Origin of the sequence: uncultured Brachybacterium sp., assembly GCF_947500705.1 — a bacterium.
Classification (GTDB): Bacteria; Actinomycetota; Actinomycetes; order Actinomycetales; family Dermabacteraceae; genus Brachybacterium.
Genome location: NZ_CANMSY010000004.1, coordinates 41420 through 58789, shown reverse-complemented (window position 1 = coordinate 58789; position 17370 = coordinate 41420). Strand labels below are relative to the sequence as shown.

The following is a 17370-nucleotide window of genomic DNA, read 5'->3' as shown; positions in this document are numbered from 1 at the left end:
CGCCTCGGACGCGAGGATGCTCAGGAGACCAGGATCTGCGTGCTCGAGGCCTTGAGCATCGCGTTCGCCCATGTCATCTGGCGCAGCGTGTCCGGGTGGCAGCGCTTCGTGACCGCGAGCAGGTCGTGGCGCTTCACACCCTGCGCGGCCTGGGCGAGCATCTCCCAGTCCACCGACACCCCGGCGGCGCTGACGTAGATCTCCCGCAGATCGGTCAGCAGCAGCAGCGCCGGGGCACTGCGACGCCCGGTCCGTCGGCTGATCTCCTGCTGCAGCGCCTCGAGGGGGCCGGAGTCCAGCGACGGCTCCGGGTCCAGGTCGAGGTCGAACTCGGTCCCGATCTCGGCGATCTCCCGCAGGTGGCGTCGACACCAGGTCGCCAGCTCGCGGCCGGTGTGGTGGATCTCGTGGTCGGTCGTGTGGCGATCCGAGGCGTGCATGAGCAGCGTCCCCAGATCGTGCTCGGAGCGGTGCAGCTCCTTCAGCACCAGGTCGAACTTCATCGCGTCAGCCTCTCGATCCGCCCGGCGGCCGTCTTGAACAGCGGCTGCTTGGACGCCGGGTCCCAGTCCGTCATGGTCAGCTCGTTGGCGGCTGTGCCCGTGCCCTCCTCGTCGGCCGGTTCGAAGCCGCCCGGACCATCCCAGTAGCCGTAGTGGAACGGGAGGAACACCACGCCGGGGCGGATGCCGGTGATGCGCGCCGTCGCCTGCACCCCGCCGCGCGGGGTGCGCACCCGAGCGAGATCGCCGTCGGCGATCCCGGCGGCCTCGGCGTCCGCGGCGGAGAGCTCGACCCACACCTCGGGGGCGGCTCGCTGCAGCTCGGGGCGCGGCCCGTCTTCGTGCGGGTGTGGAAGTGGTAGAGCGTGCGACCGGTGATGACGTGCAGGGGATAGTCCGCGGTGGGCACCTCATGGGCGGGGAGGTATTCAGCGGCCTTGAGCACGGCCTTCCCCTCCGGGTTCAGCGCCTTGTACTCGGAGGGCTCGAGAGGTGCGCCGGTGACGAGATCACGGCCGTAGCTCTCGCAGTACTCGGGGTCGCTCCAGAAAGCACCGTCGACATAGATGCGCTCGGTGCCCTCGGGAGCGTCCTCGGTGCAGGGCCATTGGATGCCGGAGCCGCCGCGGAGCGTGTCGTAGCTCAGGCCGGAGTAGTCGCAGGGCCTACCGCGCGAGCACTCCTTCCAGCCCTCGAAGGCGCCCTCCGCGTCGGTCCACTTCACCAGCGGGTCACCGTCCTTATCCCGCAGGTCCAGGCGACGGGCGTAGTCCAGGAAGATCTCGAGGTCCGCGCGGGCCTCCCCGGGCGGCTCGACAGCCTTCTCGGAGAGGTGGACGGTGCGGTCCACGTTGGTGAAGGTGCCGGTCTTCTCTCCCCAGGTCGCCGCCGGCAGGACCACATCGGCCAGCTGCGCGGTCTCGGAGAGGAAGATGTCTTGGACCACGAGGAACAGGCGCTCTTGCGAGAGGATCGAGCGGATCCGGTGCAGCTCCGGCAGGGAGACGGCCGGGTTCGTGCCGCTGACCCAGAGCAGGCGGATCGACCCCTCCTCGGCGAAGCGCATCATCTGCATCGTGTGCGTCGGCGGGGCGTAGTGCGGGATCTGCATCGGGTCGATGTTCCACACCCGCGCGAGGTCTTCGACGTGTGCGTCGTTGGACCAGTTGCGGAATCCCGGCAGGTCCCCATCGCCGCCGCACTCGCGTGTGTTCTGCGCGGTGGGCTGGCCGTTCATCTGCAGGATCCCGCAGCCGGGCCGGCCCAGCATCCCGCGCACGATGTGCACGTTGTTGACCTGCACCGCGGCGGCGGTCGCCTGATGGGACTGGTAGAAGCCCTGCAGCACGGTGGACAGCAGCCGCTGGGCGCCGCCGAGGAGCCGGGCGGCCTCCCGGATCTGCTCCGCGGGGACGTCGCAGATGTCCGCCGCGAACTCCGGGGTATAGGGCTCGACGCGCTCGGCGAGCTCCGTGAAGCCGACGGCGTGGGCGGCGAGGTAGTCGTGGTCCACCTGGTCGTGGACGATGAGCTCGTGCAGCAGGGCATTCATGAGGGCCACGTTCGTGCCCGGCCGCGGGGCGAGGTGCACGGCGGCGTGGCGGGCGACCTCGGTGGGCCGAGGATCCACGCAGATCAGCTGCGGCGGGTTCGGGCCGGCCAGCCGGTCCAGGATGCGCATCCACAGCACCGATTGGGTCTCGGCCATGTTGTGGCCGTACAGGGCGATCACGTCGGCGTGGTCGATGTCGGTGTAGCTGCCGGGCTGGCCGTCGCAGCCGAAGGATTCCTTCAGCGCCGCCGCCGCGGTCGCCGTGCACAGTCGGGTGTTGCCGTCGACGTGGTTGGTGCCGAGGCCCCCGTGGGCGATGAGACCGAGGGTGTAGTACTCCTCGGCGAACAGCTGACCGGTGGTGTAGAAGCCCAGCGCGCTCGGTCCCTGCTCGTCCAGGAGTTCGTTCGTGCGGCCGACGACGCGCTCCATCGCCGTGTCCCAGTCGGTCTCGACGAGCTCGCCGTCCACCCGGATCAGCGGGCGGGAGAGGCGGTCGGGGGAGCTGTTGGCCTGCCAGCCGTAGAGGTCCTTCACCCCGAGGCGGCCGTGATTGACGCGGTCCTCGGCGCGTCCGCGGACCCCCACGATCCGCTCGTCCTTCACGGCGATGTCGAGGGCGTCACCGTTGGAGTGGAGGATCGAGGCGGTCTGGACCCAGCGGTCCACCTGGGCCTCGAGAATGCCGTCGCTGAGATGCTGGTCGACGCGGACCGGCCACTCCTCGCCCGATCCGTACGGGGTGCGGTCTCCCCACGGGTGGGAGATCCGATGGTCGGTGTGGTCCGTCGTTGACATCGCTGTCGCCCCTCGCCCTCGTGACGCGTCCGTGATCCAGAATCGACCGTACGGACGCCCGACGCAGGCGGCAAGGCACCGGACCGATCGGACCGAGCGGACCGGCGGGCCCTCTCCCGTGGTGGCCCCGCCGTGCGGCGTGTGCCAGGACGCTCGCAGCGCGGTACGTTCCCCGTGCAGGACGCCCCCGTGCCGGACGATCGCTGTCCGTGACTAGGTCGAGGGGCCGTCCGCGTGCCCGCGCGCCGGCCTTCGCGGCAGGCGCGAGGGCGCTGCGAACACCGTGTCCACCGGGCTCGCAGTGAGGACGGAATCCGGAGGGCGCTCGGCCAGGTCCCCGAAGCCTGCGGCGCGCAGCAGGTGATCATCAAGGCTCACCAACCGCGCACGGTGCAGTGACCAGGACTCATGATGGTTGCGGCAGTACAGGGTGCGGCCCAGGTGCGCCTGGTGGAATGCCCATCTCGCAGTCAGCCCGGTCGCGATGCGGTCCTCGGCCCCACCCGGTTCCGGGGCGAAGGGTTCCAGGGACTGCACGGTGATCCGGGAGCGGGCGGCGGGGTGCCCGATTCGGCGGGTCCGATACGTCAGTTCGCCGTCAGTGCTTCCATCGGTGCTTCCGTCGGCGGTGCCGTCGATGGGTCCGTCGGCGGTGGGATCGGTGGTGCCGTCGGTGGGGCCGCGGCCGTGGATCGACATCGAGGCCCACTGATACTTCAGGCCGAAGACGGCGCGGGCGAACAGCACCGGCAGCAGGTGCGAGGCCTCGAGGCTGAGGAACACCACTCCGCGCCGACCGAGGGAGTCGATCGAGTAGAGGCGCACGTTCACCTCCGGGAAGTCCCCCAGCCACGGGATGCGGGGACCGCGGAGGAAGGCGCTGTCGGACATCTGGAAGGCGATCAGCCCGATCCATGCGCTGCCGTCGATGAGGTCCGGAGTGCAGCCCGGCGGCATGTGCCGGGCGACCAGCGCCGGGTCGACGCGCCAGTGGAGGAAGGACACCTGGCTCCAGCGCTGGCGCAGGAGAACGCGCCGACCGAGCGGCGGCGGCTGCGCGGGGAACACCTCAGCATCCATGCCCCTATTCTCCGGCACGCCGCATGGTGCTCGCCCGCTGCAGCACGACGCGCTCCACCCTCGGGGGAGAGGGTGGAGCGCGGGAGACGAGCGACGGTCTCGCGACGATCGTCCTGTGCGCAGACTGCGCTGTGCGCAGACTGCGCTGTGCGAAGACGGTGCCGTGCGAAGACCGTGCCGTGCGAAGACCGTGCCGTGCGAGAACCCCTGTCGCGGGTCCGTCAGCCCTTCTTGCCGAGGCGGGGGAGGCTGCCCTGCTCCTCGAGCTTCAGGGCGATGCCGATGGCGAAGAAGGTCGGTGCCCATTCGCCGACGAACAGGCCCCACCGGTCCGCCTGCGCGCGGGAGTCGCTGGGCTTCATCTTCGACATCCCCCATTTGGCGACCGTGAGGCCGATGGAGGCGAATCCGGCGGCGTACATGTGGTTCGGCGTGATCCCGACGACCTTGAGCATGGTGAGCATGATGTTCTCCTCAGTGATGGGGTGGCTGGTGAGAGGTGGGTGGTGCAGGTCGGAGGGTGGGTGGCGTGCTGGGCCTGGGCCCGGGTCACTGCTTGTTGAGTGCGTCCTTGACGGTCCCGGTGACCTTCTCGACCGGGTTGGGCTTGTCCGTCGTCCCGTACAGGCGGGGATCCGGACGGGTCGGTGCCGGCATCGGGGCAGAGGTCGTCGGTCCGTCGTGGTAGGTGAACTCCCCGTGACCGTCGGGGGACGGGCCGCTGGCCCAGGAACCCTCCGCCGCGGCAGGGCCGTCGGAGAAGTTCTGATACTGGTAGGAGACCTCGCGGTGCTCCTTCTTCAGGGGGAAGTTGCTGGGCACCGGCATCGTCTCCCTGCCCTCCTCCTGCAGCTCCCGCACGGCGGCGGTCCACTGGTTCTGGTGCATGGTGTCCCGCGCCAGCAGGAAGGAGAGCAGGTCACGCACGCCGCTGTCGTCGGTCATGTGATAGAGCCGGGCGACCTGGAGGCGGCCCTGCATCTCGGCGTTCGCGTTGGAGGTGAAGTCGGCCAGCAGGTTCCCGCTCGCGGTGATGTAGCTGCCGGACCAGGGGTTGCCGTTGCTGTCCACGGGGCGCGCGCCGGCGCCGGCGACGATCGCGTGCTGCACGTCGGTGCCGCCGACGATCGCCGCGATCGTGGGATCGGACTGCACGGCGTCCTCGGTCACGCCCATCGGTGCCTTCTCGAGCAGCTGCGCGATCATCGTCGCGAGCATCTCGACGTGCCCGAACTCCTCGGCCCCGATCCCGTAGAGGAGGTCCTTGTACTTGCCCGGGATGTGCACGTTCCAGGCCTGGAATCCGTACTGCATGGCAACGGTGATCTCGCCGTACTGCCCGCCGAGGACCTCTTGGAGCTTGCGGGCATAGACGGCGTCGGGCTTGTCGGGGGTGGACTTGAACTGCAGTTCCTGCTTGTGGAAGAACATGTCTGGTTCCTTCGTTCCTGCGGAGTACTGCTCGGTTCACGCCGAGGGCGATCCGCGCGATGCGTCGCCGACGAAGCGAAGGAGGGTGCGGCCGCGTGTGCGGAACACCGGATAGGGGTCAGGCGCGGTGGGCGGCCTCCTCCGCGGTGGGCTCGGCGCGCCGCGGCAGGAAGGACAGGCCGATCATGGTCAGCACCAGCCCGAAGTGCAGCCAGTCGTCCGCGGTGTTCAGCGGCACGAAGTTCGCCATCGAGTCCTTGTCGATGACCAGCCCGTAGATCCACAGCACCGCGTAGACGATGCCGCCGATCAGCAGGTACAGACGCGCCGAGCCCGCACGCCTCGAGAGGGCGAGGCCGGCGATGCCGTAGAGCAGGTGGACGATGTTGTGCAGCACGGACACCTGGAAGATGCCCAGCAGCATCGCCTCGGAGTGGTGCCCGCCCAGCTGCATCGAGCCGACGTTGGTGGTCACGCCGGGGATGAACCCGGCGACGCCGACGAGGAGGAAGACGATCCCGTACAGCAGTGCGGCGAGCCGCACGGGCGAGCGTGCTTCCGGGTGGCTCCTGCTGAGGGTCGCGCGGTCGGGGTGCGTCGCGTTCATCGGTGATCCTCCGATCGAATGGGTTGCTTGTCTGCGCCGGTCAGCACGCACCGCGCAGGTGTGCTGGGCGTTCCGGGAGCATTCCGAATGAGTCGTCCGAGGGGGCTCTGCGAGGGGCTTCCCGAGGTGCCGTGGATCACACGGTAGGCACCCGGCCGCTGCGGTGAGAAGGAGACAGACCGGTTGGATGGGAAGGAGGCGCGCCGCCACCGGGCGGGCCACGATGGCACCCCGGGGTTGAGCGGAAGGATGGCGATGAGGTCGGAGATCGGATACCTCAGGTGCGCCGCGATCCGCGGCACCGTGGCGCTGATCGTCGTCGGACGGCGATGCCGCTCCCTCTCGCGGTGCGTCACGCCCCCGAACGTTCCTCCTGGTAGGTCTCGAAGAGCTCGCGGCGCTGGTGGTATCGCCGGCTGTAGGTGGCCTCGCGCACCGCGTCGGCGCTGTCGAAGTTCGAGCCGAGCGCACCGGCCAGCGTGCCCATAGAGGCGCTGAGCCAGGCCAGGCGCAGGTAGTCGCCGAACCCGACGGGGTGCATCACCTCGGAACGCAGGAAGCTCTCATCGATCACCGCCAGGGAGAGCACGAGCATCACGGCCACGAGGATGACGTACATCAGCAGCACGCTCACGCCGACCGTCACCAGCGTGGAGGTGTTGTCCAGGCGCCGCTCGCGACGGCCACCGCGATGCAGCCGGTCATGGCGGGCAGCAGGCGGCCGGGACGGTTGCTGCGCAGCATGCCGGCCAGCATCCGCGGTGCGGTGAGCCTGTCCGCTCTCGCGGTGAGGGTCAGCGACTCCTCCTCAGCGAGCTCCTGATGGACCGCGGCACCCCCGAGGGCGCTCTCGATCGCCGCGGCATCGGGGCTGCGGGCCGCCGACGCTGCGTCGATCAGCTCCACCACCAGGGCCCGGGTGCGGCCTGCGACTCGGAGGGCTCCGAGGGAGGGCAGCGAGATGAGGGCGGCGTGGGCATCGGCGCTGACCTCGCTGAGCAGCGGCCTGCCCTCCAGGTACCGCGGCAGGTCGGTGAGGTAGACGACGTATTCCCAGCCGTGCTCCTCCAGCAGCCGCGGCGCGGAGGTGAGCAGGGGGATCCTGCCGTCGGGTCCGAGCGGCAGCTCACCGGCGCTGACGTCGACCCGCCATGGCCGGTCCGTGGCGCGGGAGAGCTGCGCGGCCAGGTCCTCGGCGATCCGCGCGGCGAGCCGGGCCGGAACCCCGGGATCCGCCTGCAGCCCGGGGACCGGGCCGGGGGGATCGTTCCTACCGTCGGTCGTCATGCGCCTCCTGCTCCCGCTGCCGGCGCAGCGCCGTGATAGTCGCATCGGCGTCTTCCTGGGCGAGGGCGGAGAACATCTTCTCGACCTTCTCCTGCGGGGCGCGCGGCGGCAGCAGCGGGGTGTTCGGGTCGACCACGGCCTCGATCAGCATCGGACGCTCTGCGGACAGAGCCTGCTGCCAGGCCTCCCCGATCTGCTCGGCGCGCTCGATCCGGATCCCCTCGAGGCCCAGCAGGCGGGCGTACTCGGCGTAGGGGAACCACGGCACCTCCTGCGAGGTGGGGAACCGGGGCTCGCCCTCCATCTCGCGCTGCTCCCAGGACACCTCGGCCAGGTCGCGGTTGTGCAGCACCAGCACCACGAAGCGGGGATCGTCCCAGGAGCGCCAGTGGTGGGCGAGGGTGATGAGCTCGGAGTTCCCGTTCATCTGCATCGCGCCGTCACCGCACAGGGCGACCACGGGCCGGTCCGGGGCGGCGAACTTCGCCGCCAGCCCGTAGGGGAGCCCGGAGCCCATCGAGGCGAGGGTGCTGGACAGATGCGCGGGCACCCCGGGCGGCAGCTCGAGGTGGCGGGCGTACCAGTACACGACCGAGCCGACGTCGACGGAGACCTGAGCCTCTGCCGGTAACTGCTCCGAGAGGGCGGCGATGACGCTCTGGGGGTTCATCGGCTCAGTCACCTCGGCGCTGCGCTCCGCCCGGATCCGCCGCCAAGTGCGCACCATCTCCTCGACCTCGCCGCGCCAGGGCCGGTCCGTCGCGGGCTCCAGCCGCTGCAGCAAGGCGTGCAGAGTCTCGGACGCGTCGCCAGCCAGCCCCACCTCGATCGGGTACTTCCGGCCCAGCTGCGCGGCGGAGAGATCGATCTGCACCGCCCGCGCCTGCCCGGGAGCGGGGTAGAACTCGGTCCACGGATCGTTGCTGCCCACGATCAGCAGCGTGTCGCAGCCGGCCAGGAGATCCGCGGACGCGGTGGTGCCGAGGTGGCCCATGGTCCCGCACACGTACGGCAGCGACTCGTCCACGAACGGCTTGCCCAGCAGGGAGGTGGTGACCCCGGCGCCGAGCCGTTCGGCGATCTCCTGGACCTCCGCGGTGGCGTGCTGGGCACCCTGTCCGACGAGCAGTGCGACCCGCTCCCCGGCGCTCAGCACCTCGGCGGCACGGTCCAGGTCCTCCTCGCGGGGCAGCACCCGGGGCGCGGCCGTCACCGGAGCGCTGGGCACGATGCCGTGGGCGTGCTCCATCTCGGGCAGCTCCGCCTGCTGGATGTCGTGCGGGACGATGATGCAGGTCGGGCTCGAGGTCGCGAGCGCGGTGCGGAAGGCGTCGTCCACCACCTGGTCCAGCTGCTCGGGGGAGACCAGCTCGCCGACGTAGCTGCTGCACACGTCCTTCAGCAGCGTGGGCAGCTCGACCTCCTGCTGGTATCCGCTGCCCAGCGCGGTGGTGACCACGTGACCCACGATCGCGACCACGGGCTTCCCGTCGAGCTTCGCGTCGTACAGCCCGGTCAGCAGATGCACCGCGCCAGGCCCCTGGGTGGCCAGGCACACCCCGACCTCGCCGGTGTACTTCGCGTGGCCGGTGGCCATGAACGCCGCCATTTCCTCGTGCCGGGCGGTGATCAGCTCGATCTGGTCCTCCCGGCGCCGCAGCGCGCCCAGCAGCGGGTCCACGCCGTCGCCGGCGTAGCCGAAGATCCGCTGGACTCCCCAGGCCTGGGCTCGCTCGATGATTCCGTCTGCGACATTGCGCATGGGGGCCGCCTCTCGCTCGGCGAGCCGCCACGGAGCGGCCGGTGCCGCCAGGGCCCGCGTGTGGGTGCCACTGTGGCAGTGCCCCGGGGGCGAGCGACAGGGCAGCTGCCCGGGGACCGGCACCGACGGGTCGCTGCCACGGCCAGCATCCCGGGGCTGACCGGGGCGTTCCCGCGGGGCAGCCTGCGATGCGCCGAGCCCGACCGGACGGACGGACCGCTCCGGGAGCCGCGCTGCGGACCGCTCTCAGCCGACGCTCGAGAGGGGGCAGGGCGTGGCCACCTCGGGGAGGGCAAAGCGCAGCGGTACCGCGGAGTCTGCGGTGAGGGCGGCTTCTGCGGCCCGCAGCTCCTCGAGCGCAGCGGGCTCGAGATGCTGGACCCCTGTCAGGTCCACCAGGATCGGTTCGTACGGCTGAAGGTCCCGCGCCCTGGCGATCTGGGCGGAGAGGATCCTGGCCGTGGGGGCCGTCAGGCAGCCCGTGACCAGAAGTTCGATCGCACCGCGGCCCACGTCGGCGCGGACCAAGATGGAGATCTTGTGCGGCGTCATGAGCGCCTCCGCACGTCGTCGTGGATGTCCGCCCTTCGCTGGACGGTGACCGGGACGCTACCTCCGGACCTGGGCTGATGCCAAGGAGTCCGACCGATCGGATGCTTCGGCAACGGGCTCCGGCGCGATGACGGACCAGTCGGTTCCGACTGTTGAGAAGCCGTGCGGTGCCTGCCTAGGGTCGAGATCACGAGCAAGGCGCTCGGCCGATCGCACCGATCGGTGAACAGCAAGGGAGTTCCACGATGGCTGATCAGAACAACCCCGGACAGTTCGGCAACCGCAACGACACCGAGAAGCAGGCCCAGAAGGGCGGCGAGGCCAGCACCGGCAGCTTCGGCGAGACGAACGCCGCCGACCCCAGCCAGGTCGGCCGTGAGGGCGGCGAGCAGAGCTCGGGCAGCTTCGGCGAGAAGAACGCCGCCGATCCGAGCGAGGCCGGCCGTGAAGGCGGCCACGCCAGCTCCGGCAGCTTCGGCGAGGAGAACTCCGCCGACCCCAGCCAGGCCGGCCGCAAGGGTGGCCAGAGCTCCTGAGGGTCAGCTCCTGAGGGTCGCCGAGCGCCCGCTCCTGAGGAGCGCGGTGCGCTGCGAACCCCACCCGCCACGGTTCCACTGATCACGGTTCCACTGATCTCGAGGAGGTCACCATGCCCGCTGGACAGACCGGATTCGATGACGTCACCTTCGATCTGATCTCCGTGCAGTACCACGCCCTCAAGGCAGGTCATGACTACGGGCAGTACGTGCGCGATGCACGCAATGCCGAGAAGGCGGAGATCGCCGCCTTCTTCGAAGAGGTCATGGCGCAGGACGCCGAGCGCGCACGGAAGTGCCACGAGTTCCTGCGGGAGCTCGGCGGCATCGACAACACCAGTCCGCAGTAGCGCTCAGCGCGGACACCGCGCGCACCGCGCGAAGACCCTCGGGGACTCTGGGACCCCGGGGGTCTTCGTGCGTGACGCTGCGGCCGCGTGTGCGGCGCACGGAGAGACGGCGAGTTCACACCTTCCGGCGGGCTCCCGGAGCAACTCGCCGCGAGTACCGGGGAAGGAAGGACAGGGCGATCATGGTGATGCCGAGCACGAAGTGCAGCCAGTCATCGGCCATGTTCAGCGGAACGAAGTTCGCCGCCGAATCCTTGTCGATGATCAACCCGTAGATCCACAGTCCCAGGTAGAGGGCGCCGCCCACTCGCAGATACCACTGCGAGGCGGGCGGCCAGCTCGCCAGAGCGACCGCGATGCCCGCCATGCCGAACATCAGGTGCAGGGCGTTGTGCAGGATCGAGACCTGGAAGATCCCCAGCAGCAGGGCCTCGGAGTGGTGGCCCACAGCGCTCAGGGCGCCGAAGTCGGTGGTGAGCCCGGGAACGAAGCCGGCGACGCCGACGAGGAGGAAGACGATCCCATAGAGGAGCGTGACCAGTCGGACCGGGGAATGGGCGATGTGTCGAGAGGTGGGAAGAGGGTCAGGAATGTTCATCAGCGATTCTCCGATCACGAGGGCTTCATCCCGAGGCGAGCCGGGGCCGCAATGCGCCGGTCGGGGTGACTGCTGGGGCGTTGTCCGTGGTGGTGCGCCCGCTCCCACGCTACGCAGATCGGCCCGGCGCTGAGAAGGAGGCCGACCGATCGGGCCGCGCGATCACGGGCCTCCCCTCGGCACGTGCGCTGCGGCCGATGGCCCTCGGGGGTGAGCCGGGGGTGAAAAGGCGCGGTTCGGCGGCGCACGGAGCACGCGGGCGCGATTCCTCCTCAAGACTGACTTCACCGCACTGCTGCCCGCCTGTCCGTTGACGGCATCAGGCAGCACGCCCGTCTGCGGGGCTCCGTCCCCGCTCGTCGTTGGAGAAGTTTGTGACCCCCGTGGAACCCCTCACCGCCCACCGTTTCGGTGCGGCGCCCGGGCGCATGCGCCCGTTCGACGTCGCCGAGCTCACCGATCCCGAGGGCGACGCTCTCACCCTCACCACGGACGCCGGGGGCATCTGGTTCACCTGCACGACGGACGGGGAGGAAGTCACCGTCGGCCCGTTCCCCGCCGACTCCCTGAAAGATGCGCTGAAGGTGCTCGGTGCCTACACCCGCGCCGCATAGCGGCACGTCACCGCACGCGATGCAGCGGGAAGTGTCCGCCCCCGGCGCGCTGCGCCAGCAGTCGTCGTGCGTCCCCGCCGCCGCGCGCCCCGGCTCAGGACGGAACGACCTCCGCGGGCAGCCGCTGGGAAGCGCTCGGTGCGCGGGTGAGGGGGAGCAGGGCGAGGCCCAGCAGCGCCGGCAGGGCCAGCAGCGTGTACATCCCGGCGTAGGGGTCCGCCGCTCCCCAGCTCGTGCTCAGCGTGAGCAGTGCGGCAGCGGCCAGCGGCGCGATCAGCCCTGCGAGGCTCCCGGCAGCGCCCACCAGCCCGAGCCCGAAGCCCGCTGCGGACGCCGGCAGCAGGGCGTAGGCCAGGGAGCGGGTGGCGGTCATGCCCAGCCCGATCGCGAGCCCCGCCACGGCCGTGGCGACGTGGAAGACCAGCAGCGTCGGGGCGAGGGCACGGCCGAGCATCGCGGCGGCGAGCAGCATCAGTGCGACACCGAGCACCGGTGTCATCCGGAGGCTGCGCCACCGCGAGGAGGTGAGCAGCATGGAGCCGGCCACCACCCCCACGACGCCGGTGAAGGTGGTCAGCGAGGTGGCGCGCACGGCCGCGCCCTCGGCGAGGGACCAGCGGGAGAGGAACAGGTACAGCGCGAAGGTGAGACCGCCCGAGAGCTGCACCGAGAAGAGGAAGCGCATCGCGAGCACGGCGAGGAACGGCGGGGTGGAGAGGTCCGATGCGGCGGCTGCGCGGAGCCATCGCTGGGGCGTGCGCGGAGCCGCAGGACGCCGCGCTGTGAGCGGCGGATCCGGCACCCGCAGCGCGAGCGGCACGATCACCGCCAGGGCCGCGACGGGGACCACCAGCAGCATCGCGCGGATGTTCTCGGCCAGCAGGGCTGCCACGAGGAGCCCCGGGCCGGTGCCGAGGAAGGCGGCGGCGGAGAAGATGCCGGCGGCGCGGGTGCGGTCGGTGGGGGCGAGACCCTCGGCGAGCAGGCCGTTGATCGCGGCGAACACGGCGTTGTAACCGGCCTGGGTGAGCATCCAGGCCGCTGCCAGCGCGAGCGGGCCCGGGGCCCAGGCCATGGCGGCGCTGCCGAGCAGCCCTACCACCGAGCCTCCGAGCAGCCAGGGGCGGCGCCGGCCGAGGCGGCTCATCGTCCGATCGGCCAGCAGGCCGCACAGGGGCGCCGCGATCATCGCGGTCAGCGCGGCAGCCGCATCGGTGAGCGCGTACACGTCGGGCGCGGAGTCGTCACCGACCATGCGCCGCACCAGCACGGAGACGGCCACCACCGCCGGGGCGGTGAGGGCGCCGAGCGCCGCGCACTGCATCACCGCCAGCTGCAGGATCCGCCTCATCGCCTCATCGCCTCATCGGTCCTCGCGGGGTCGGTCCGCGTGAGGCCGGTCCGCATGAGGTCGGTCCTCGCCGGGCGGGTCCGCCGGGTGCAGCAGGCCGGCGCTGATCGCCCTGGCCAGTGCCTGCTCGCGGGTGGAGGCGCCGAGCTTGGCGTAGAGGCTGCGCAGCTGGGCCTTGACGGTGTTGAGGGAGACGAACAGGCGCGCGGCGATCTCGCTGCGCCGGTCGGTCTCGGCCAGCAGCGTCAGCACCTCGCGCTCCCGGGCGGTCAGCTGCGGGACGCGGGAGGGCTCGGCCACTCGGGTGCCGGGCGAGATCTGGGAGAAGTCCGCCTCGAGCAGTGCGGCGGTCTGCTCCCGGCCGGAGTCGGTGAGGGCCCCGAGCAGTGCCTCGCGATCCCCCTCCGAGAGCAGCACGAGCGGCCAGCGCAGTGCATGGCCGCCGGTGAGCTCGCGGATCTGCAGCCCGTAGCCGGCCAGGTCCAGGCCGTGCGAGGAACGGCGGGCCACGTGCACCCCGACGATCGCGGTGATCATCCGGTGCAGCGGGGTGGTCGCGGCGAGCTCGGCCCGTGCCAGCAGCGGCAGCGCCTCCTCGGGGCGCCCCTCGGCGAGGACGGTCAGCGCCGACAGCGCCGACAGCATCGCGGCCACCGGCGCATCCCGCCCGCCCGCGGGCCGACGGGCGGGCACGCCGCCGGCGAGGATCCGCAGCATCGCCGCCGCAGACTCCAGGCGCTGGAGCGCCGACGGGAGAGTGCGTTCGGAGCGGCGCTCGGCCGTGGTGCGAGCGAGGAATGCCTCTCCCTCGTCCGGGAGGCCCTGCTGGGCCAGCGCGAGGCTGCGGACGGCGGTGATCAGATCCCAGTACTCGATGGTGGCGAAGTGCGGATCAAGGCGGGCCAGCTGCGCGAGCGCCTCCTCGGGGCGGGCCTCGTTCAGCGACACCCAGGCGCGGGCGATGATCTCCACAGCGTCGTGGTATCCGCTGCGCCAGGAGTGCGGCCAGTCCTCGGCATCGATCCGGTCCAGGGAGGCGACCGCGGCGGTGATGTCCCCGCTCACCGCGTGGATCAGAGCCAGATGCGCGTGAGCGACGTTGCGATGGTGCGCCCGGTGCACGGTCTCCGCGAACCGGGCCTGCAGCAAGCGGGCATCGCGCGCCGCGGCGAAGTCGTCGGCGTAGAACAGGGTGGTCGCGGTCTGGCTGATCGCGGTCATCAGGATCCCGTCCAGCTGGCGATCGCGCTGCGGATCCTCCGCGGCGCTCTCGAGGACGGGCAGGGCGCGCAGGGCGAGGTCCTTCATCGACCGGGACTGGCCGAGCATCCGGTGCACAGCGGACTGGATCCCCTGGCGTATCGCACGGTCCAGCGGCGGGATGGAGGAGGAGCGGACGCGACCGATCATCGCCGCGGAGACGAAGAACTTCAGGGCCCTCGGCTGGGTGTCGGCGGAGCGGTTCAGCACCAGCGCGTGCCAGAGCGCCAGCATGGGGTGGCGATGGATGCGGGCCGCGGGGAGCGCCTGCAGCAGGCGGGAGAGGTGCCGGGCGTCCTCCGCAGGCAGGGGATGGGAGCGCATCAGCAGATGCTCGACATGGGCCATGTCCTCGGCCCGCAGCGCGTGCTCGATCGCTGCGAGCTTCTCGCCGCGCACCTCGGCCAGCCAGTGCGCGATCGTCGAGTGCAGCGCGCGCAGCCGGGCCGGCGTAGGCGGGGTGAAGTTCGCCGCGGCGGCGAGGCGCAGGTGGTGGCTGTACTGGAAGACGGGCGCGCTGCCCTCCGGGCCGCGCAGCCACTGCCCGGAACCGAGCTGCTCGAGCGTGCCCAGCAGCGTCTCGGCGTCGTGGCGGCCGCTCAGCTGCCGTGCCAGGTCGACGTCCACGAGCGGCGACTGCGCGGTGACCTCGAGGAACTCTCGCAGCACGGGGTCTCCGGGGCGGGCGGCCAGCTCGTGGCGGGATGCCGTGACCAGCAGGTCATCCAGATCGAGATCCTCCTCGGTGGGCCGGGTCTCGAGGGCGTGCTGCAGCACCCCGAGCGACCAGCGCATCGAGGCGAGCCGGCGGGAGGAGGGCACCGCTCCGAGCTGGTGCAGGACTCCTGCGCGTCGTGGATCGCCCTGCAGGGCGGGGACGGCCAGGTCCAGGAGAGTCGAGATCTCCTCGGGGCTGAGTGCGAGATGCTCCTCGGTGAGCACCTGGATGTCCAGGACCGCGTGGATGCGGGCGGACTCCAGCACGGTGGGGAAACGGCCCGCGACCACGACACAGGGCACGATCCGCGAGCAGCCCGCGGGCGTGGAAGCGGCCCAGCACGCGCATCCAGAACCCGGTGCGGGTGCGGGTGCCGTTGTCGGCCTCGATCCACATCAGGGTGCCGCGCTGGTCGGGGGAGGTCGCGACCGCCCACTGGGCCATGAGTGTGGTCTTGCCGGTGCCGCCGGGAGCACGCAGCACGGTCAGCGGGGCCGGCCCGTCGAGGCGCGCGAGCAGGGAGGGGCGGGGGAGCACCCGGGAGGTCAACCGGGGGACGTGCTGGAGATCGGCGGCGGCATCTGGCGTCAGCATGTCGGGGCACTCCCGTCGAGATGGTCGGTGGGCCGAGAGGCGGCGAACCCCGGGATGAGGCATGGGGCGCGGGCGCACGCACATCGGGCACTGGCAGGCCAGCGCTTACCCAAAAGTAAAGCACCCCCCTGCGGGTCCATCGAGGTCACGGGTTGCTCCTGTACATGGGTTCGGGCGCGGTGACGTTGCCCGAAGAGGGTGGAAGAGTGCCCAGGTCGCCAGCCGCGGGTCGGTCAAACCGGTGAGCAGCGGGACGAGCCATGAGCATCGGTGCCCCTGTCTTGAGGAGGAGCTCCGAGTGATTACATCTTCAGCTATCGGTAAGACACTTGACTCGGAAATCAGTTGTGGCCTTGCCGACATGTGTCGATTTTCGGAGCTCGCTGGGTGCCGACCGGGACCAAGGTTGGGCGGGGCGCGGGGTGGGGACGTACCCCTCGGGCCTTCACGGGGGCCCGCCGCGGCGCCCCGGGCTCACCGCAGCAGGAGCAGCTGGCGAAGCCATGGCACGTGCTCGCTGAGCAGCGAGATGACGCCGTCGCCCAGTACAGCGATGCCTGCGAGGGCGAGCAGGGCAGCGAGCATTGTCTGCAGGGCGCGGCGCCTGGGGCCGACGACCTCCATGACCCGCGTGGCGAGCTGCTCGTGCCGGCCGAACGCGGCGGCGGTGAGCACGGCGACGAGCGGCAGCTGGTAAACGAGGTTCCACAGCACCAGCAGCCCCACATGCAGGGAGAGGTGCTGCTCCTGGGACGCCATACCGACGGCGATCGTGAAACCGGGATCGGCGAGCGCCGTCGCCGAGAAGCCGACGCCCGCGAGAACGAGCGGAGCAGTGGCCAGGCGCTTCGGGGTGGAGCGCTGCTCGAGCCGGCCGTGCGGCACGGGCGGCCGGGACGCGGCCCGGAACTGGTGGACGCTGAAGGCGACCAAGGCGAGCCCCACTATGAGCTCGACGGCGCCGATCGCATTGTTGGAATCCAGCACGGGCCGCAGCCACCGGTTCATCAGCTCCAGCAGCGGACGCAGGATCAGCGTTGCCGCAATGATGACCACCGTGTACCCGCCGGCGAAGGCGAGCAGGTGCCGCACCGTGCCGCCGCGCAGCATGACGCCGATCGCGATGACGCCGCCCAGCACATCCATCGTCACCACGGCGAGCCCGAAGAAGGCGAGGATCCCGGCGAACGTCATGCCGGAAGGCTACGAGAGGCCGCGATGCAGGGACGATGGGGCAGACCCCAACGCGGGGTGGGGGATTCCCGCGAGGCGGTGCGCGAGGGGTTCGCATGCAGGAGGATGAGGGCCGGCCGGGTGAGGGCCCGACGGAGAGCGAGGATGCGATGAGCGAGCCTGTCCCCTTCGAGGTGTACGAGGAGGGTGTCTACCTCCACGGCACCAGGGCCGTGCTGACGCCGGGAGATCTCCTCTCCCCGGCGCAGCCCTCGAACTACCGCGAGGGTGCCCCGCTGCGGCATGTGTACGTCACCCAGACGATGCACGCCGCGGCCTGGGGCGCGCAGCTCGCGCGCGGCGACGGAGAGCCCCGGGTCTACGTCGTGGAGCCGACGGGGGAGATCGAGGACGATCCGAACGTGACCGATAAGCGCTTCCACGGCAACCCCACGCGCTCCTACCGCACCGCCGAGCCGGTGCGCGTGGTGCGAGAGCTGGAGGATTGGCCGCGGCACAGCGAGGAGAGCGTGCGCGCGATGCGGGAGGGGCTCGCGAAGCTGCGCGCGAAGGGCGAGGGCGAGATCATCGACTGATGTTCACG

General features: G+C 71.0%; 17 protein-coding genes and 1 pseudogene. 4 read left to right on the top strand and 14 right to left on the bottom strand.

Going from position 1 to position 17370, the window contains the following annotated elements; all coding sequences use genetic code 11:
- Positions 1–20: 20 nt before the first annotated feature.
- The 10 genes and pseudogenes from Q0937_RS09005 to Q0937_RS08960 all read right to left on the bottom strand — a co-directional run bounded on the left by Q0937_RS09005 (position 21) and on the right by Q0937_RS08960 (position 9572).
- Positions 21–503, bottom strand: a complete 483-nt coding sequence (locus tag Q0937_RS09005; protein WP_299302649.1) for a hypothetical protein — start codon at positions 501–503, stop codon at positions 21–23.
- A pseudogene (locus Q0937_RS09000) lies at positions 500–2853 on the bottom strand (nitrate reductase). Before Q0937_RS09000 ends, Q0937_RS09005 begins: the two are co-directional and overlap by 4 nt.
- A 213-nt stretch (positions 2854–3066) precedes the next feature.
- The gene (locus Q0937_RS08995) at positions 3067–3933 is read right to left on the bottom strand and encodes a YqjF family protein (RefSeq protein WP_299302646.1); all 867 of its coding nucleotides are present in this window, start codon (positions 3931–3933) and stop codon (positions 3067–3069) included.
- A gap of 221 nt (positions 3934–4154) precedes the next feature.
- Positions 4155–4397 carry a hypothetical protein gene (locus tag Q0937_RS08990; RefSeq protein ID WP_299302643.1) on the bottom strand — a complete coding sequence of 81 codons (243 nt, stop codon included), beginning with the start codon at positions 4395–4397 and terminating at the stop codon, positions 4155–4157.
- Positions 4398–4482: 85 nt separating this feature from the next.
- Entirely contained in the window at positions 4483–5364 is an 882-nt protein-coding gene (locus tag Q0937_RS08985; protein WP_299302640.1) for a manganese catalase family protein, read from the bottom strand.
- Between the two features lie 118 nt (positions 5365–5482).
- The gene (locus tag Q0937_RS08980) at positions 5483–5971 is read right to left on the bottom strand and encodes a DUF4383 domain-containing protein (protein ID WP_299302637.1); all 489 of its coding nucleotides are present in this window, start codon (positions 5969–5971) and stop codon (positions 5483–5485) included.
- A 352-nt stretch (positions 5972–6323) separates the two neighbouring features.
- Positions 6324–6605: a hypothetical protein gene (locus tag Q0937_RS08975; RefSeq protein WP_299302635.1), complete on the bottom strand. Its 282-nt coding sequence runs from the start codon at positions 6603–6605 to the stop codon at positions 6324–6326.
- An 8-nt stretch (positions 6606–6613) separates the two neighbouring features.
- Positions 6614–7258, bottom strand: a complete 645-nt coding sequence (locus tag Q0937_RS08970) for a hypothetical protein (RefSeq protein WP_299302632.1) — start codon at positions 7256–7258, stop codon at positions 6614–6616.
- Complete coding sequence (locus Q0937_RS08965) at positions 7242–9020, bottom strand: thiamine pyrophosphate-requiring protein (protein ID WP_299302629.1); 1779 nt, start codon at positions 9018–9020, stop codon at positions 7242–7244. Before Q0937_RS08965 ends, Q0937_RS08970 begins: the two co-directional genes overlap by 17 nt.
- A gap of 246 nt (positions 9021–9266) precedes the next feature.
- The gene (locus Q0937_RS08960) at positions 9267–9572 is read right to left on the bottom strand and encodes a hypothetical protein (RefSeq protein WP_299302626.1); all 306 of its coding nucleotides are present in this window, start codon (positions 9570–9572) and stop codon (positions 9267–9269) included.
- Positions 9573–9817: 245 nt separating this feature from the next.
- Between Q0937_RS08960 and Q0937_RS08955 the strand changes: the two genes are divergently transcribed.
- Together Q0937_RS08955 and Q0937_RS08950 are read left to right on the top strand one after the other, a co-directional pair.
- Positions 9818–10108, top strand: a complete 291-nt coding sequence (locus Q0937_RS08955) for a stress protein (RefSeq protein ID WP_299302623.1) — start codon at positions 9818–9820, stop codon at positions 10106–10108.
- A gap of 113 nt (positions 10109–10221) precedes the next feature.
- The gene (locus tag Q0937_RS08950; protein ID WP_299302620.1) at positions 10222–10458 is read left to right on the top strand and encodes an acyl carrier protein; all 237 of its coding nucleotides are present in this window, start codon (positions 10222–10224) and stop codon (positions 10456–10458) included.
- 115 nt (positions 10459–10573) lie between these two features.
- Here the strand turns inward: Q0937_RS08950 and Q0937_RS08945 are convergent, their stop codons facing one another.
- Positions 10574–11056: a DUF4383 domain-containing protein gene (locus tag Q0937_RS08945; protein ID WP_299302617.1), complete on the bottom strand. Its 483-nt coding sequence runs from the start codon at positions 11054–11056 to the stop codon at positions 10574–10576.
- 374 nt (positions 11057–11430) lie between these two features.
- On the opposite strand from Q0937_RS08945, the gene Q0937_RS08940 reads away from it, so the two are divergent.
- Entirely contained in the window at positions 11431–11670 is a 240-nt protein-coding gene (locus Q0937_RS08940; RefSeq protein ID WP_299302614.1) for a hypothetical protein, read from the top strand.
- 94 nt (positions 11671–11764) lie between these two features.
- Here Q0937_RS08940 and Q0937_RS08935 read toward each other — a convergent pair whose 3' ends face one another.
- From Q0937_RS08935 to Q0937_RS08925, 3 genes are all read right to left on the bottom strand, one after another.
- Positions 11765–13021, bottom strand: coding sequence for an MFS transporter (locus tag Q0937_RS08935; protein ID WP_299302611.1), 1257 nt, complete (start codon positions 13019–13021; stop codon positions 11765–11767).
- A 12-nt stretch (positions 13022–13033) separates the two neighbouring features.
- Entirely contained in the window at positions 13034–15301 is a 2268-nt protein-coding gene (locus tag Q0937_RS08930; RefSeq protein WP_299302608.1) for a LuxR C-terminal-related transcriptional regulator, read from the bottom strand.
- Positions 15302–16067: 766 nt separating this feature from the next.
- Complete coding sequence (locus Q0937_RS08925; RefSeq protein WP_299302605.1) at positions 16068–16787, bottom strand: hypothetical protein; 720 nt, start codon at positions 16785–16787, stop codon at positions 16068–16070.
- 149 nt (positions 16788–16936) lie between these two features.
- Between Q0937_RS08925 and arr the strand changes: the two genes are divergently transcribed.
- Complete coding sequence (gene arr, locus Q0937_RS08920) at positions 16937–17362, top strand: NAD(+)--rifampin ADP-ribosyltransferase (RefSeq protein ID WP_299302602.1); 426 nt, start codon at positions 16937–16939, stop codon at positions 17360–17362.
- The last annotated feature ends 8 nt before the right edge of the window (positions 17363–17370 follow it).

Coding starts and splice junctions, on each gene's coding strand:
- Q0937_RS08985 (WP_299302640.1), bottom strand. CDS start 5,364: ATGTTCTTCCACAAGCAGGAACTGCAGTTCAAGTCCACCCCCGACAAG.
- Q0937_RS08960 (WP_299302626.1), bottom strand. CDS start 9,572: ATGACGCCGCACAAGATCTCCATCTTGGTCCGCGCCGACGTGGGCCGC.
- Q0937_RS08945 (WP_299302617.1), bottom strand. CDS start 11,056: ATGAACATTCCTGACCCTCTTCCCACCTCTCGACACATCGCCCATTCC.
- Q0937_RS09005 (WP_299302649.1), bottom strand. CDS start 503: ATGAAGTTCGACCTGGTGCTGAAGGAGCTGCACCGCTCCGAGCACGAT.
- Q0937_RS08965 (WP_299302629.1), bottom strand. CDS start 9,020: ATGCGCAATGTCGCAGACGGAATCATCGAGCGAGCCCAGGCCTGGGGA.
- Q0937_RS08950 (WP_299302620.1), top strand. CDS start 10,222: ATGCCCGCTGGACAGACCGGATTCGATGACGTCACCTTCGATCTGATC.
- Q0937_RS08925 (WP_299302605.1), bottom strand. CDS start 16,787: ATGACGTTCGCCGGGATCCTCGCCTTCTTCGGGCTCGCCGTGGTGACG.
- arr (WP_299302602.1), top strand. CDS start 16,937: ATGAGCGAGCCTGTCCCCTTCGAGGTGTACGAGGAGGGTGTCTACCTC.
- Q0937_RS08990 (WP_299302643.1), bottom strand. CDS start 4,397: ATGCTCACCATGCTCAAGGTCGTCGGGATCACGCCGAACCACATGTAC.
- Q0937_RS08935 (WP_299302611.1), bottom strand. CDS start 13,021: ATGAGGCGGATCCTGCAGCTGGCGGTGATGCAGTGCGCGGCGCTCGGC.
- Q0937_RS08955 (WP_299302623.1), top strand. CDS start 9,818: ATGGCTGATCAGAACAACCCCGGACAGTTCGGCAACCGCAACGACACC.
- Q0937_RS08970 (WP_299302632.1), bottom strand. CDS start 7,258: ATGACGACCGACGGTAGGAACGATCCCCCCGGCCCGGTCCCCGGGCTG.
- Q0937_RS08980 (WP_299302637.1), bottom strand. CDS start 5,971: ATGAACGCGACGCACCCCGACCGCGCGACCCTCAGCAGGAGCCACCCG.
- Q0937_RS08995 (WP_299302646.1), bottom strand. CDS start 3,933: ATGGATGCTGAGGTGTTCCCCGCGCAGCCGCCGCCGCTCGGTCGGCGC.